Below are 14,454 nucleotides of genomic sequence, written 5' to 3'. Positions count from 1 at the left end.
TCAATGAAAGTCCTGATTGTAGATGATGAGAAGCATGTACGCCATGCCATACGGATGCTCGTACATTGGGAAGCTTGCGGTGTGAGCGAGGTGATTGAGGCTGAGTCGGGCGATCAGGCGATTGAGGTCATTACCGCCCTTTCCCCACCTGTTGTACTCACGGATATGCGGATGCCCGGCAAGGATGGAGTAGCACTGATGGAGTGGATTCAAGTCAATTCCCCAGCAACCCGAGTCGTGGTGGTCAGTGGCTATGATGATTTTGACTTGGTTCGACAGGTCATCCGCCGGGGAGGCATGGACTATATTCTTAAGCCCGTGGATCCAGTGGAGATTAACGAGGCTCTAAATAAAGCCACTCAAGCCTGGCGGACGGCGGAGCAAGACCGGAACAGGCAAACGATGCAGGCCATGGAGGTCAATCGGATGAGGCCGCACTATGCTGATAAGCTCCTGACTGAAATCGTTTCCGGTATAGCGAATACCCCTCTATCCATTACGCCCTTACGTGAGGAGCTACGTCTTCCTGCAGCTATTCAGATATGTAATGCAGCTGTGATGAGTACCACTCAGCTGGATGCCGATATACTGGACAAATATAAAACGCGCCGTGCGCTTTTGAGCTTTTCCCTCATTAACATCTGTAACGAATTTCTCGGAACTTCTCAAACCGGAGTTGCATTCCGTCATCTGGAGCGTATGGACGAAATTATTCTGCTGTATTGGGGCGAGCCATCTCGTTGGCCGCTGCTCTTGCAGGATATTCACACAGGGATCAAAACGGCTTTGCGGTGTTACATGCACATCGGGGTTGGCTCTTTTGGCTCTTTTGGCGCTTTTCCCATAGCGGCAGCCACTGCCTACCAAGAGGCACGGCAAGCGTTGTGGAAACGGGATGTGTTGCAAACCGCCGACTGGATGCACCAGAGTTCCCAGACACGGCAGAGCATTCGTCTTCCCCAGTTGCCTGAGATGGAAGAGGAACTGCGGCTTAGTGCGCTCAGCTGTAATGCCAATCGTGTGTCGATAGCGGTAGGCCATTGGATAGCAGCCGTAGCCGTGCTGCCTTCGGTGACAGCAGAGCAGCTAGCCAGTTGGAATCAGGAGTTGGACTGGATGCTGGCCCGCTGGCTGAATGACAGACCTGGAGATACCGATGGCGAGGAACTGGCAGATGAGTCCGGCTCCATTCATGCATTGCCGGTCGACAACCGTGGCATGCTTTCCCTGCCCTTATGGCAAAGACAGGTTGAAAACCGACTGCTGGCAGCCGGTCAGGCGCTTACACCAAGCCATAGCCCAAACAACCCGACCATCCGTGATATTGCCCGCTATCTGGATGCACACTATAACGAGGACATTTCTCTACAGGATATGGCGAGCCGCTTTTATCTCAGTCGGGAATATATTTCTCGTAAATTCAAGCAGGAGTACGGGGTTAATCTGTCAGACTATTTGTGTCAGATCAGGATGAGCAAGGCAAAGCTATTGCTGCTAAATGACAAGCTGCGCCTTCATCATATTGCCGGTATGGTCGGGTATCAGGATGAAAAATATTTTGGCAAGGTGTTCAAAAAACTGGAGGGGGTCACGCCCGGCGAATTCAGAAAACGCCATTCTGCAAATCCTCAGCCGTGACCGCATACAGCACGTGATCTTCCCACACACCATTAATCTTCAAATAGTTGAGAGCCAGCCCTTCGCGGCGAAATCCTGCCTTTTCCATCACTCGATTGGAAGGCGTATTTCTTGGCATCACTCCAGCTTGAATACGGTGTAATTCCAACTCGTTCAAGGCGTAGCGTACAATATCCTTCACTGCGGAAGTCGCATAGCCTTGTCCATGGTATGCAGGATCTACAAAGTAGCCCAGATTGGCATTTTGAAAGGGGCCTCTAGCGACACCCGACAGCTCCATTCTGCCAATCAGCTTATCATTTTCCGGCAAAAAAAGTCCAAACGTATATCCCTGTCCGGCTTGTGCCGCTTCCAAACCGTTGGAAATCAGACGCGCCTGTTCTTCCAGCGTAAAGTAAATTTCAGGTCGTTCTGGTTCGAACGGTTTGAAGAAATCAAAATTTTCACGTCTGATCTCTAATAAACGTTCTGCATCATTTACTTGTAACAGTCGAATCTGTAGCCTCGGATGGGTAGACTTAATCAAAATTACGCCATTAGCTTCATGCAACATTGTCAGTTTCCTTCTTTCTCCGTTATTCCTATATTATTGTGTTCATGGTCATGAGACAGGAAAATACCCCAGGTGCATGAGAGCAGCCTAGGGTATTTCCATCATTCAAAATTTAGTCCGTAACAGGCATCCAGCCTGGAAGGGTCGTCAATACATTCCACAAATAGTCAGGAATGACTAGCTCCTGCTGAGCTTGTTTGGATAATGTCGTGCGAATGGTATCTTCTGTGCCGTTTTGCACCTTCTGAACCCATTGCGGCTCCATCAAAAGCGGACGTCCCAGCGATACAAGCGGTACACCTGTCTCCAGTGCTGCAAGCGCCTCGTCCGGTGTATTCAGCGACCCGACTCCCATAATCGGCACACGGTTACCTACCTTCTCATGGATGAGAACGGTACGTGACCGTTCGTCACTACGGTCACGGAACGAACCACCAAAGAAATGATTTACGGAAATGTGCAGGTAATCCAACCCTTGATCCGCCAGACGGTCTACAAGCACCATCGTATCATCCAGCGTAATGCCTGGCGTGTGTCCTTCCTCAGGAGACAAGCGGTAGCCGAAAATGAATGGACGCTTCGCATGCTCTGCGATCACTTTCTTCACTTCGTGAACAATCGCCAGCGGAAAGGCCAAGCGTTTCTCAAGGCTTCCTCCCCATTCATCAGTACGAATGTTGGAATGCGGGGAGAAGAACTGCTGCACCAGGTAACCGTTCGCTCCGTGAAGCTCCACACCATCATAGCCTGCTTCAATCGCGCGGCGAGTCGCTTCGCCATAGGCACGAATGACGCGGTGGATATCGTCGGATGTCATTTCACGCGGCACAGGCGCGCCTTCTTTTTCCTCGGCTACTGCGCTTGCACTGATCGGCTGTCCATCTGGAATTTGATCCGGTGGACACAGGCGGCCACCATGATAAATTTGCAGGATCGCTTTCGCGCCCTCCTGATGAATCGTATCTGCCAGACGGCGCAGGCTAGGAATCATTTCATCCTTGTCCGCACCAAACTCATTAACAAATCCTTTACCATCTGGAGTTACATACACACAAGCGGTAATAACCGCGCCCACACCACCGGAGCGTTCACGGTAGTATGCCAGTTCCTCGTCACTGACTTCACCATTTTCGTGGGAAGCAAAGTTAGTCATAGGTGCCATGGTAATACGGTTCTTCAACGTAACACCGGATGGCAGGGTAAAAGCTTCAAATAGAGAATTATATTTTGGGTTCATTCGTTCTCTCTCCTTCAGTTTAAATCAGATCAGATAATATAAGGCTGTTAAGCATGAAGCCGAATATGAATTGGATGCAGTTTTCCTTCCATAACGAACTCAAACTACTGTTGCTTACTTAAATACAGTGGTTGTAACAACCACAGTATAATGATCCGCAACTATAAAGTCAAATCTATCCTTTCTGACCTTCCCCAAACTGTTCGAAAAAGCTGAACCGCAGCCACTTGTCACAAGCCACTGACAAAGCTTAATGGTTCCCGGATGTGCTGTTCTTCTCCTCCCGGCGGGAAAACCAGGTCGCGAGCAACGAGCCGGAAATATTATGCCACACGCTAAAAATCGCACTCGGTACAGCAGCAATCGGATTAAAATGAGTTGCTGCCAGCGCAGCGCCCAGTCCGGAATTCTGCATTCCCGTTTCCAGAGTAACAGCTTTACGCTTGGAAAGATTCATACCGAATAGCTTGGCAAACCAATATCCGAGCAGGAACCCGATACCGTTATGCAAAATAACCACACCAAAAATAATCGGACCTGTCTCCAAAATCTTGCCTTTGCTGCCTGCAATCACAATAGCCACGATGAGCATAATCACCAGTGTTGATATGAGCGGCAGCGCCTGGACACTGGCTTCTGCCTGTTTGCGAAATAGCGATTTGACGATAACACCCAACACAATGGGGACAATAACCACGATGAGAATATCCATGATCAGCGACTTCGCATCAATATTCATCCAACGTCCAGCAAGCAGGTTAATCATGGCCGGGGTAGCCAGTGGAGCAATCAGCGTCGACACCGAAGCAATCGACACGCCCAATGCCACGTCGCCTTTGGATAAGAGCGTCATTACGTTGGACGCGGTTCCACTCGGGCAACAGCCTACCAAAATGACACCTACCGCAATATCCGGTGGCAGCTGCAATACTAATGCCAATCCAAAGGCCAGAAATGGCATAATCAGATAATGCCCGACCACACCAATAGCCACATCCACTGGACGCCGAAATACTTCACGAAAGTCAGCCGCAGATAAAGTCAGCCCCATCCCGAACATGACAATGCCCAAAAATAACTGTATGTATCCTTTCAACCCTGTAAACGCCGCAGGAAAGAAAAATCCCAAGCATGCAAATAAAAGTACCCAGATGGAAAAGGTTCCTCCTACAAATTTCCCTACTTTCTCCAAGCCATTCATTCTACTTATCTCCTTACTTCTATATAATTTGAATTTGAGGAAATTCAGCTTATATAGTGCTTAAAATTTTCACCATTGTACTACATATGACTGCATATACATACAACTTTTTATGATTTTACCGGGATCAAGAAACTTTTTCCGGTTAGGACATATTCGAAAGCAAAGTGGGTATATTCATAATAGAAGCTTGTGACCAGTCGGTCATTTTTGGATCATCATTCGTTGTGGAGGAGATATCCCTATGTCACGAAGCCATCCGTATAAATGGTGGAATATTATTGCATTTATCGCTGTCGTTCTCGTTAACGTTCTGGCTTCTACACTTCCTATCGGTGGCAGAAGCACTGCTGCTGTATCCAACATGTACCCAACCTTGATCACCCCAGCGGGTTACGCTTTTTCCATCTGGTCGGTCATCTACGTACTGCTCGCCTGCTTTGTCGTGTACCAAGCTACACCTACAGGGCAAGCCAAGACAAGCGTTCAGTCCATCGGTATTTTTTTTATTCTAAGCTGTCTCTTCAATATCATCTGGATTTTCCTCTGGCAGTATGTATACGTAGAGCTGTGCGTCATCGTCATTATTCTATACTTGCTTTCCTTGAGCGTCGTGTATGTACGTACCCGCACGCCGCAGCCAACCCGCGGAGAAATGTGGTTCGTCAAGCTACCATTCAGCCTGAACCTCGGTTGGGTATCTGTTGCTACTATTATCAATATTGCAGTGGCACTGGAAAAGAATGAATGGAGTGGCTGGGGACTCAGCGATACGACATGGGCGATCATTATCCTGCTCATCGGCACCGTATTGGCCATCATGGTCAGCTTCCCTTATCGCGACAGCATTTATCCTCTCGTATTTGTATGGGCCTATGTCGCCATCGCCGTCGAGCATCCGAACAATGAAAATGTACGGCTGGCTGCATTGATCTTGGCGGCAATCATTCTGGTGTACGCGCTATGGCTATTCTTTGCCCGTAATCGAGAACGGGATTAAAGAAAACGAATATGATCTCCTAGCCAGAACAAGCGAGCTTGGGTCTGAATCATCTAGCCCAAGCTCGCTTGCTTTGTTTATTCATTTTAACCATGTGATTAGGTATAGACTTTAATCAAATCTATAAGCTTGCTTGTCGAGTGATCTGCATTCATTTTCTTCATATTGATAATATAATCCGACCTTTTTTCATACAAACCAAGAATCATGTCAACAAATCGTTCAGATTCCAACTCTTCTTCTTCTAAAAACTCACAAAAGCCTTGCGCTTTAAATGATTTGGCATTTAGAATTTGATCTCCCCGGCTAACCGCCTTTGAAAGAGGGATCAATAGCATCGGCTTCCGCAGCGTCAAGAATTCAAAAATGGAATTTGAACCCGCCCTAGAAACAACCATATCTGCCATCGCCATAACATCCGCCAGTTCATCGTTTATGTATTCAAACTGCTTGTAGCCATGCATATGAATGGAATGATTCACTTGGTCTTTACCACAAATATGGACGATTTGAAAATGAACGAGCAAAGCCTCTAAATTCATCCAGACCATCTCATTGATCTTCTTGGAACCTAAACTCCCACCCATGATCAGAATGATCGGCTTATTTCGAGTAAATCCGCAATAGGTCAAACCTTTGGCTGCCTCCCCATCTTTTAGTTCATCTCTCACAATAGCACCTACATACCGGGTATGCTTAGAGCGAAAGTACTGAGTGGCTTCAGGAAAGGTAGTACAAATTTCTGTAGCAAATATGCTGGAAATCTTATTAGCCAATCCAGGGGTAATATCTGATTCATGAATGATTACAGGGACTTTATTCAACCACCCAGCCAATACCACAGGAACCGAAACAAACCCGCCTTTTGAAAAAATAATATCCGGTTTTTCTTTTCTTATAATCCGGTACGCTTGAGAAATCCCCTTCAGCACTTTAAAAGGGTCCTTAAAATTATTCCAATCAAAATATCTGCGCAATTTCCCAGTTGAGATACTGAAATAACACACATCTTCTAGTCCAGAAATCAATTTTCTTTCAATCCCTTGTTCAGAGCCTATGTATTGGACACTCCAATGTTGTTCCAGTAAGTGAGGAATCAAAGCTAGGTTTACTGCTACATGTCCTGAAGAGCCTCCACCAGTGAAAATTATTTTTTTAATCATCTCCACCTCCACTCTATATTCAAAAAAACAAAACACATTAAATTTGAGCAACCGGGTGCCTCTATTTAATAGGGACACCCGGTTGCCATACAAACTTTTTATTTTATGAACGGACCTTTCAGACTATTCGCCCTTCAATGCAATGACTTCAATCTCCACCAGTGCATCCTTAGGCAGACGAGCTACCTCCACCGCACTGCGTGCTGGATAGGGTTGCTCAAAGAAAGAACTGTACACCTCATTGACGCTGACAAAATCGTTCATATCCTTCAGGAATACAGTCGCTTTCACAACCTGGTTCATGTTGCTGCCTGCCGCTTCCAGAATGGCTTGGACGTTGCTCAAGGACAGGCGTGCCTGCTCCTGTACATCCTTACCAAACTCACCTGTTGCCGGATTTAGTCCAAGCTGTCCCGAGGTGTAAATAAACCCGCCTGCCTCTACCGCTTGGCTATAAGGGCCGATAGCACCGGGTGCTTTTTCAGTAGCAATTGTTTTTTTCATATGGGTTGGATTCTCCTTCCTGATACTGGTTCACCGTATTATAGCATGTGAAGTCCAAAGCCACTATTCCGTGCGACGGATTAACGCAATGGGCTTCTTTTAAGCCATCCCTTGCGACGGTGCTATATTTTTTTATATCCGCTGTAACCTTTAGCGCCTATGTATCATCTAACTCCTATAACCTGCTACAAAATAAATTCTACAAATACAGATACAGGTACAATGATCATAGCCAGTATAGACGGGAAAGGAGCACCATCCTTTGAATCTCGAAACAAACTTACACCAAGCAAGGCAGGGGGACCGCAAGGCATTCGTCGCCTTGATGAAACATATGGAATCCGATATGTATGGCATGGCGCGTTCCATTCTTCGCAGCAATGAAGATTGCGCGGACGCGATGCAAGAGGCGATGCTCAAGGCATACCAGTCTCTGGGTGAGCTGCGTGAACCTCGCTATTTTAAAACATGGCTGCTTCGCATCCTCATTAATGAGTGCCATCTCATTATCCGCAAGCAAAAACGGATCGTACCCGTGGCGGAATTTATAAAGGAACCCTCCATTTCGGGCGGATATGAAAAAATCGAACTGCGCGAGGCCATCGACCACTTGGAGGAGTCCATGCGAACTGTGATTTCCCTGCACTATTTGCGGGATATGCCGATCAGAGAAATATCAGAGGTACTGGATGTATCAGAGGGGGCCGTCAAAACACGATTACACCGTGCTCGCAGAACATTAATGGACCTGCTACAAAATCGCGGAGAAAGGAAGGTGACCTTTCAATGAGCCCTTCAGAGTTTGAGAAACAGAATAAAGAGCTGGACCAGAAATTACAATCAGAAAAAGAAAACTTGGAAGCAGACACGGTAATGATTCCCGATTTGGTAAGAGAACGCTTAGATGCATTTTACACACAAATGGAATCGGATGTGGAGCCGTTATCCAAGTCTCCTTCCTCTTCCTTACATGGACCAGTCAAAAGATTTCTTCGGGGAACCGCAATTGTCGCTGCTTCTGCGGCTGCCATTGGCATTATGATCATTGGTAGCGCCTTTGTTTCGCCTACAATGGCAGAATCACTGAAACAGGTTCCCCTTGTAGACAGCGTGTTCAAGCTTGCTGGGGATCTCGGGCTGCAAACCGCTGATCAGAAAGGGTTCGCAACTTCCTCGAATCTCAGTGTTACCCATAGCGGTATTACATTAAAGGTACCACAAATCATATTTGACGGGACACGCTTGGTCGTGGCGTTGGAAAAGAGCGGCGGAGATTCACAACATCAAACCCTTTATCCGGCCATCCAAACGCAAGGACAGCCCGAGGAGGACATTCTGGAGAAAGTGGACCTGTTCATCAATGGGACATCGGTCAATAGCAATAATGGCTCCTTTAATTTCATGTATGGCCGCCCAGGCAAAGACAGTAATTCTATGCTGATTGCATATATGCGTGACCCTGCCAGTGGTAAACCCGCCTTATCAGATCAGTTTGAGCTAGAGGTATATGCAAAGTTAAAAGGTATAGCCGAGCCGTTTCGCATACAAACCACGGTTCACAAAACTAAAATAAATAATAAGATACTTCAGCTGCAAATGAGCAAGTCTAATCCGTATCTTGCATTTACGGCAGAAAAGGTAGAACTTACACCCATCACGACCAAGATCACAACGTCGTTCAAAATGCTGACCGATATTGCACATATGCCGGATGATTACACCGTGGAGCGAGAATACAAGTACATCAAAAACGGCCACACGATCCAGTACACCAAAAAGGAATTGGATATGCTTGAGTATGCTATATTCGACGAGCAGGGAAGAGAACTCCAGCTCCTGAGCGGCTCTGGAGTTCCCCTTACCAAAGAACGTGACAGCAAAATGATCACCCTGTTTACTCCTTTTGTAGATACTCCCCAGAAGATCATTTTCAAGCCTTATATATTGCCAACACAACCAAGAGGCAGTGCCCTACTCGATGCTAATGGCAACTGGACACGCCATTACATTGATGAATTAGAGATTACGATAGATGTGCCGCAACATACAAACCACCAATAAAACACAAATAACGCCGCTGTTGTCCGAATCATTGGGCAACAGCGGCGTTATTGTCATTTTTAACCCTAGCCGTGGTTTTACACGTTCTCATCAGGAGCTGTTCCTGTAACAGGTTCCTCATCATCGGATGTTAGCTCTGCACCAATGACCCGAATGATGTCGTTCGGATAAATATGTACGCCGCTCGCCTGCGCAAGAGCGATTCGTACCATGGCTCGTGCGATGACCGAAGCCGGGATAGCGCGGTAGGAAGCGAGCTTGCCCGTCATCAGACCGTCCAGCGCTTTCATGACAACAGCGGCAGCGGCTTCGCCCATACGTCGTTCAGGTCTCGCGCCCAAAATCAGCGACGGACGGAACAAATGCAGCGCAGGCAGCCCGATAGCGGCAAGCGCCTCTTCAGCCTCACCCTTGGTGCGGTTATAAAACACACGTGAATCTGGATCGGCCCCCATCGCTGAGATAGCTAGCATCTGTACAGCACCAGCCTCTTTGCCCAACTGGGCAGCCAGCACCGGATAGTCCAGATCCACCTGACGAAACTGCTCCTTGGAGCCAGCTTTTTTCATCGTTGTCCCAAGGCAGCAAAAAACATCATCCACCCCTTCGAAGGCAAACGCCGCTTTCTGTGGCTGTTCCCAATCGATGAGCGCCTGCTCCAGCTTGGGATGCTTGATGTCCAACGGACGTCTGCCCATAACCATGACGCGGTTGTATTCCTTTTGCACCAGCAGCTCTCGTACAACATAACCCCCGACGAGCCCTGTTGCACCCACAACGACCGCTTTACGTTCCATGATAGACCTCCTTTGTGCCATAACGCTCCTGCTCCTACAATAGCGATTAGGTTAATTTAAAGGGTTGTTCGTCCGCCTCCTTGCTTACGGACGGACACATGGGTAGGTACAAGGAAAACGTACTTCCCTTACCCTCCTCACTTTCTAAACGGATAAACCCGCCCAACAAGCGGGAAAAATCACGGCTGATGGACAATCCCAACCCGGTTCCTCCATATTTACGATTAATGGAACCGTTCGCCTGCTGGAATGCCTCAAAAATAACGTGTTGCTGAAGCTTGGAAATACCGATGCCCGTATCTTTTACAGCAAATACAACCCAATCTCCCTCTTGTCCCTTTTGATTCAGATGCTGTGTACTCATTTCTAGCAATACACGTCCTTCATGAGTGAACTTAAAGGCATTGGACAATAAATTACGCAAAATTTGCTGTACACGTTTAGAATCGGACCGAATTTCATTCGGTATAGGCTCATGCTCCTTTAAGCTGAATTCCAGGTTTTTATCCTTCGCAGTGACTTCAAAATGCATCATCATCACCTGCGCAATCTCACGCACATTGACTGGCTCACTTACGATTTCCATGTGACCAGCCTCGACCTTGGACAAGTCCAGAATGTCGTTGATTAATTGGAGCAAATCATGCCCTGAGGCATAGATGAGATCGCTGTATTGGTATAACTCGTCCTCATCCAATTCTTTTCCCTGCTCGTTGATAATCTGCGCCAGGTTAATGATGCTATTAAGAGGTGTACGTAACTCATGTGACATCGTTGCCATAAAATCCGATTTATATTGGGAAGCCATCATCAGTTGCTTGGCACGTTCCTCTAGAATGACCTTTGCTTTCTGCAACTCATCTCGCTGCTCTGATAACAACTCATTCGCCTGCTTAATCTGATGATTCCGCTGTTGCTCCATCTGAAAGTCCCTTAAAATCAGAGCAAATAAAAAACTGAGGACGATGCCGATTGGCAGTGTAAGAGGAACAACCTCCGCTACATAATAGCGCCAGGGAATGACGCCCAGACAGGCAATATTTAACGTATTTACGATATTAACCGCTAAAATGGTCACCGATGCCTTAATAATCAAACGCCAGGTGGAACGGCGCATCCAGTAGTTCAATCCGGCGCACAGGACGCCCAGAATGCTCATATTCAAAAAGCCGACCCACGCCGCCATATGCAGACCGAAGGTAAATCTCGTTAGTCCGATTGCGACCCCAATAATAATAAGCGTATAGGAGCGGGGATACACCAATGCCGCGATAATCAGCGGTACAAAACGCAAATCAAAAATAACCGTTTCACTAAAGTTAAAACCAAAACAAGAGCTGACCCATCCGCCAAATATCACTAGCAGCACCGAGCTGACATATTTGAACCGCGAAGAGGTACGACTCAAACCATATTTATAAATCACGTTCGCCACATAGGCAACGGCAATCAGCATCCCTAAATTCATTAAAAACATCATTGAAAATTGCATGGACTCACACTCCCATAGCGCAAAAAATTGGATGCCAGGCCTATGTTAACCGCGTTTGCCTTTCTTGTACATCATAACATGAAGCCCCATCTTTCGACATAAAAGATGCTTACATTCCTATATAAAAAAGCGAACCTCAATGGCTCGCCCTGTTGTGCTGATATATACAGAGTCAGCTTGTGATGCCTTTGTTCCGGCGCCACTCCTTGACAAATAATTCGGCAAAATAAGGGTCCCATTGGGTTCCCTTTCCCTCTTCCAATATCATAACCGCCTTCTCTTCCTTCATACCTTGCCGATAGGGACGATCAGACGTCATCGCATCATAAGCATCCGCTACAGCAATGATTCGCCCAAATAAGGGGATATCTTCCCCAGCGAGCTGGTCAGGGTATCCCTTGCCATCATAACGTTCATGGTGCGATCGCACGCCGGGCAAATAAGGGGCCATAGCATAAGCTGGTTCAACTTGCCGGAGAATACTCTCTCCCATAACCGGGTGCATTTTAATCTGATCAAACTCCTCGTCCGTCAGCTTACCGTCCTTGAGCAGAACAGCGTCAGCCACGCCGATTTTACCGATATCATGCAGCAAAGCTGTTTTGCGCAGCAAGTCGAGGTCTGTCTCATTCAAACCTCCCTTGCGCCCAATGAGTACGGAGTATTCAGCCACACGCAAAGAATGTCCTGCGGTATAGGCATCTCGCGCATCCAGCGCTGCCGCCAAGGTGGCGAAGTAACTGTCCAATAGCTGACCGTTCTTTTCTTCCCGTTCCTTCAGGCCCTCGATCATCATGTTAAAGCCTTCAACCAACTCGGCAAATTCGTCGGAGTACAAGTCGCTGGCATTACTGTTCAGGCGGCCTTCCCTCACTGCATTCATTTTTTCCAGCAGGTGGTGGATCGGCTGTTCGATCTCACGGGTCAACAACCTTCCTCCCAGATAAGCAAAGGCTACACCAAAAATTAAAATCGTACCCGCCCATGCCCAATAGGAACTCGAATCCGTCGCCTCCAAACGTTCCAGGCGAATCTGTGTAGCTAGACAAAATAAAAACAGAGGAAAAGCACCAATGAGCGTCGCGCTTAACTGAAATTTATGCCGAAGCGATAGTAGGACTCGTCCTCGCAGGGACAGGTTTAATCCATATTGCTGATAGGTTCGATCACGGATTTCCTCCAGCAGCGGCTTGATTGCTCTCATTGTCAGGAAAAATTCAACCAGTGCGTGCATCGAAGCAACCAGACAAGCTCCTATACAGGCGATTCCTACATAATACAAGGGAAAGGTAAGTTGTCCAGTATGTATCATCCATAAGGCAATGACGGCTGCCGGGATAGAGAAACCCAACAAATGCGGTCCAACAATACGTAAAACTGACAAATTAGGCAGATGATGAACCCGGATATACACCGCTTCTACATCCTTGAGTGTTTCCTGATTGCCGTAAAAAAAACGATGAACCGGTCTCAAATGCATTCGAAACACTATGGTTTCACAAGCAATCATAATGACGCTGGAAAATGCAATAATTTTAACAAGACCCAGAATTTCATAGTGGGCTACATTTAACGTGGAAAATACAAAAATCATACCTACCAACAATACAGCGATAAACGAACCTATAATATAGTTCAGGATAACATGCTGAATAAAGCGCTTATAGGTCGGCAAATTGCTACCCCTCTTTTCATCCGTACACTCTAAAATATCTTGTGTATTCAATATCGGAGTCCAACCATCAAAAGTTTACCTTCTTGCTCGAGCATTTTACATAAATACGAGGATGGCTTTTAATCTGCAATTTATAGATGGGAAATCATCTTATTCTTAACTAAGAAACTCTCGAGGGAAGAGCATTTTAGCCAACATTTTTTCCAGTCTATAATCAAAAAGCCAAAAATGACTTGTGTTTTATAATCATTCTTGCTATACTATTAAAGTATGTATTAACCCCATAGGATTCCACGCAACAAGCTATTACTCCTAATCACCGTATGGAGCTTCTCCTAATTTTATGTATAACCCTAATGTAGAATTTTGAGCTTTTGCCGAAGATTTTCACATTCACACTGGCGCGGTCATCGGAGCCGCAAGGACGAAAGAGAGGTAGGGCTTTTGTCGTTTGGAAAATGAACAGTGGAATCACACTGCCCCTTATGAACATGCTGACCATATAATGCAAGGTAGCAGGGGTTGAATATATATTTTGCCATCAAACGATGAAGTTTGAGCAGGCCGTGCAGTATATGCAAACTGCACCATCCTCCGGATGATCCCCGGGGGATTTTTCATATACATAAGCGTATCTATGGACAAAAAAGTGGCCCTGCCGATACATCGGCAGGGCCTATAGCTTGATCAAAAAGGGGTTAATAGGGTCATTATAGTCTCGCTTTCTTAAAACTAAATGATATGCACCTTAAAAACTCATTAATTTTCCAGTTTTATATCCCTTCTAATAATTCGTCCAATATTCTGTACCATCGGGCGGCATCGTTTGCGTAGTGAAACGTCTTGTTTCCGCTTGAGTGCGCCTTTGGGTCGGGGGACGCTCCCACCCTTCCAGTAAAACAACATGCTGGGTACCCGAATTGTTTTCCCAAGTGATATAGCGTTCCTGTTCCATATGTCGCAAGGCGACTGTAATTTCAGCGTCTCGCTTGCCTGTTTTTACGGTCAATTCCGCCATTGTGGGCATGTGGCGATGCTGGGCGAAATAATTATACAAAATACGTAACAGCTTTCGTTCCAAATCTGGCAACATCATCTTTCCTCCTACAAAGAACATATGTTCCCATTATAAC

13 protein-coding genes are annotated in these 14,454 nt (G+C 46.6%); 4 read left to right on the top strand and 9 right to left on the bottom strand.

Annotation, left to right across the window (positions count from 1 at the left end; translation table 11 throughout):
- The first annotated feature begins 3 nt into the window (after nt 1-3).
- Nucleotides 4-1,638 carry a response regulator transcription factor gene (locus NSQ58_RS16480; protein WP_341057872.1) on the top strand — a complete coding sequence of 545 codons (1,635 nt, stop codon included), beginning with the start codon at nt 4-6 and terminating at the stop codon, nt 1,636-1,638.
- Here NSQ58_RS16480 and NSQ58_RS16475 read toward each other — a convergent pair.
- The 3 genes from NSQ58_RS16475 to NSQ58_RS16465 form a co-directional block, all read right to left on the bottom strand.
- Nucleotides 1,604-2,191, bottom strand: a complete 588-nt coding sequence (locus NSQ58_RS16475; protein ID WP_341057871.1) for a GNAT family N-acetyltransferase — start codon at nt 2,189-2,191, stop codon at nt 1,604-1,606. The two genes, NSQ58_RS16480 and NSQ58_RS16475, sit on opposite strands and share 35 nt — an antisense overlap.
- Before the next feature lie 112 nt (nt 2,192-2,303).
- Nucleotides 2,304-3,428 (bottom strand): NADH-dependent flavin oxidoreductase, encoded by a 1,125-nt coding sequence (locus tag NSQ58_RS16470; RefSeq protein ID WP_023986786.1) that lies wholly within the window; start codon nt 3,426-3,428, stop codon nt 2,304-2,306.
- Between the two features lie 250 nt (nt 3,429-3,678).
- Nucleotides 3,679-4,629, bottom strand: a complete 951-nt coding sequence (locus NSQ58_RS16465) for a bile acid:sodium symporter family protein (protein WP_316243233.1) — start codon at nt 4,627-4,629, stop codon at nt 3,679-3,681.
- Nucleotides 4,630-4,873: 244 nt separating this feature from the next.
- Between NSQ58_RS16465 and NSQ58_RS16460 the strand changes: the two genes are divergently transcribed.
- Nucleotides 4,874-5,629 (top strand): tryptophan-rich sensory protein, encoded by a 756-nt coding sequence (locus NSQ58_RS16460; RefSeq protein ID WP_053324525.1) that lies wholly within the window; start codon nt 4,874-4,876, stop codon nt 5,627-5,629.
- Between the two features lie 98 nt (nt 5,630-5,727).
- Here the strand turns inward: NSQ58_RS16460 and NSQ58_RS16455 are convergent, their stop codons facing one another.
- Both NSQ58_RS16455 and NSQ58_RS16450 read right to left on the bottom strand, forming a co-directional pair.
- Nucleotides 5,728-6,792, bottom strand: coding sequence for an undecaprenyldiphospho-muramoylpentapeptide beta-N-acetylglucosaminyltransferase (locus NSQ58_RS16455; protein ID WP_069079819.1), 1,065 nt, complete (start codon nt 6,790-6,792; stop codon nt 5,728-5,730).
- 123 nt (nt 6,793-6,915) lie between these two features.
- On the bottom strand, nt 6,916-7,296 hold the full coding sequence (locus tag NSQ58_RS16450; protein WP_013308546.1) for a RidA family protein: 381 nt from the start codon (nt 7,294-7,296) through the stop codon (nt 6,916-6,918).
- Between the two features lie 262 nt (nt 7,297-7,558).
- Here NSQ58_RS16450 and NSQ58_RS16445 point away from each other — a divergent pair, with 262 nt between their 5' ends.
- Complete coding sequence (locus NSQ58_RS16445) at nt 7,559-8,086, top strand: sigma-70 family RNA polymerase sigma factor (RefSeq protein WP_028541151.1); 528 nt, start codon at nt 7,559-7,561, stop codon at nt 8,084-8,086.
- Entirely contained in the window at nt 8,083-9,357 is a 1,275-nt protein-coding gene (locus NSQ58_RS16440; protein WP_341057868.1) for a DUF4179 domain-containing protein, read from the top strand. The genes NSQ58_RS16445 and NSQ58_RS16440 overlap by 4 nt, the downstream gene beginning before the upstream one ends.
- Before the next feature lie 77 nt (nt 9,358-9,434).
- Here the strand turns inward: NSQ58_RS16440 and NSQ58_RS16435 are convergent, their stop codons facing one another.
- The 4 genes from NSQ58_RS16435 to NSQ58_RS16420 form a co-directional block, all read right to left on the bottom strand.
- On the bottom strand, nt 9,435-10,154 hold the full coding sequence (locus NSQ58_RS16435; protein WP_341057867.1) for an NAD(P)H-binding protein: 720 nt from the start codon (nt 10,152-10,154) through the stop codon (nt 9,435-9,437).
- Nucleotides 10,155-10,200: 46 nt separating this feature from the next.
- Entirely contained in the window at nt 10,201-11,646 is a 1,446-nt protein-coding gene (locus tag NSQ58_RS16430) for an ATP-binding protein (RefSeq protein ID WP_160788612.1), read from the bottom strand.
- A 172-nt stretch (nt 11,647-11,818) separates the two neighbouring features.
- Nucleotides 11,819-13,321 (bottom strand): HD-GYP domain-containing protein, encoded by a 1,503-nt coding sequence (locus tag NSQ58_RS16425; protein ID WP_023986780.1) that lies wholly within the window; start codon nt 13,319-13,321, stop codon nt 11,819-11,821.
- 784 nt (nt 13,322-14,105) lie between these two features.
- Nucleotides 14,106-14,414, bottom strand: coding sequence for a hypothetical protein (locus NSQ58_RS16420; RefSeq protein ID WP_160788628.1), 309 nt, complete (start codon nt 14,412-14,414; stop codon nt 14,106-14,108).
- Between the last annotated feature and the right edge of the window lie 40 nt (nt 14,415-14,454).

Source organism: Paenibacillus sp. FSL M7-0134, assembly GCF_038007865.1.
In the GTDB taxonomy this organism is placed as follows: Bacteria; Bacillota; Bacilli; order Paenibacillales; family Paenibacillaceae; genus Paenibacillus; species Paenibacillus polymyxa_B.
This window is presented reverse-complemented; position numbering and strand designations above follow the sequence as displayed.

Bases quoted from the DNA above. Each gene is read 5' to 3' on its own strand.
- NSQ58_RS16440 (WP_341057868.1), top strand. From the start codon at position 8,083: ATGAGCCCTTCAGAGTTTGAGAAACAGAATAAAGAGCTGGACCAGAAA.
- NSQ58_RS16460 (WP_053324525.1), top strand. From the start codon at position 4,874: ATGTCACGAAGCCATCCGTATAAATGGTGGAATATTATTGCATTTATC.
- NSQ58_RS16435 (WP_341057867.1), bottom strand. From the start codon at position 10,154: ATGGAACGTAAAGCGGTCGTTGTGGGTGCAACAGGGCTCGTCGGGGGT.
- NSQ58_RS16475 (WP_341057871.1), bottom strand. From the start codon at position 2,191: ATGTTGCATGAAGCTAATGGCGTAATTTTGATTAAGTCTACCCATCCG.
- NSQ58_RS16450 (WP_013308546.1), bottom strand. From the start codon at position 7,296: ATGAAAAAAACAATTGCTACTGAAAAAGCACCCGGTGCTATCGGCCCT.
- NSQ58_RS16470 (WP_023986786.1), bottom strand. From the start codon at position 3,428: ATGAACCCAAAATATAATTCTCTATTTGAAGCTTTTACCCTGCCATCC.
- NSQ58_RS16420 (WP_160788628.1), bottom strand. From the start codon at position 14,414: ATGTTGCCAGATTTGGAACGAAAGCTGTTACGTATTTTGTATAATTAT.
- NSQ58_RS16480 (WP_341057872.1), top strand. From the start codon at position 4: ATGAAAGTCCTGATTGTAGATGATGAGAAGCATGTACGCCATGCCATA.
- NSQ58_RS16455 (WP_069079819.1), bottom strand. From the start codon at position 6,792: ATGATTAAAAAAATAATTTTCACTGGTGGAGGCTCTTCAGGACATGTA.
- NSQ58_RS16465 (WP_316243233.1), bottom strand. From the start codon at position 4,629: ATGAATGGCTTGGAGAAAGTAGGGAAATTTGTAGGAGGAACCTTTTCC.
- NSQ58_RS16430 (WP_160788612.1), bottom strand. From the start codon at position 11,646: ATGCAATTTTCAATGATGTTTTTAATGAATTTAGGGATGCTGATTGCC.